This is a genomic window from Chryseobacterium sp. SIMBA_038, assembly GCF_046535115.1.
Lineage (GTDB): Bacteria > Bacteroidota > Bacteroidia > Flavobacteriales > Weeksellaceae > Chryseobacterium.
This window is the reverse complement of record NZ_JAWRXH010000046.1, coordinates 1-373: the sequence shown is the minus strand read 5'-3', so window position 1 is coordinate 373 and position 373 is coordinate 1. Positions and strand designations below refer to the sequence as shown.

Annotated in this window: 1 protein-coding gene and 1 pseudogene; both read left to right on the top strand. The window is 38.1% G+C overall.

The window, feature by feature from the left end:
• Positions 1 to 268, top strand: a pseudogene (locus tag SB689_RS22665) (ABC transporter permease); the annotation flags it as partial.
• The coding region (locus tag SB689_RS22660) for an acyl-CoA thioesterase (protein ID WP_410694326.1) at positions 258 to 373 on the top strand (116 nt) is incomplete at its 3' end. The pseudogene SB689_RS22665 and the gene SB689_RS22660, both read left to right, overlap by 11 nt.

The following is a 373-nucleotide window of genomic DNA, read 5'->3' as shown; positions in this document are numbered from 1 at the left end:
AGAACAATCTGCACCTTTTGGAGCAACATCAGTCGTCGTACTGGCAGCAATTGGTGGAATATGGGTTCCGGTATTCTTAATGCCTGAATTTATGCAGACCGTAGCCAAATTCTCTCCTATGAACTGGGGATTAAATGCTTATTACGATATTATTTTAAGAAACAGCGGAATTGGAGGTATTGCTAAGGAATTAGCTTTCTTATTTCTATTTTACCTTGCAACAGTAGCCATTTCTATTTTTTATGAAAGAAAACAAAATGCAGTCTAACGAAAACATATTAACCTGTACCGAAGAAGTAAGAGTACGATTCAATGAAACAGACCCGCTGGGAATTGTCTGGCATGGCCATTATATCGTCTATTTTGAAGACGG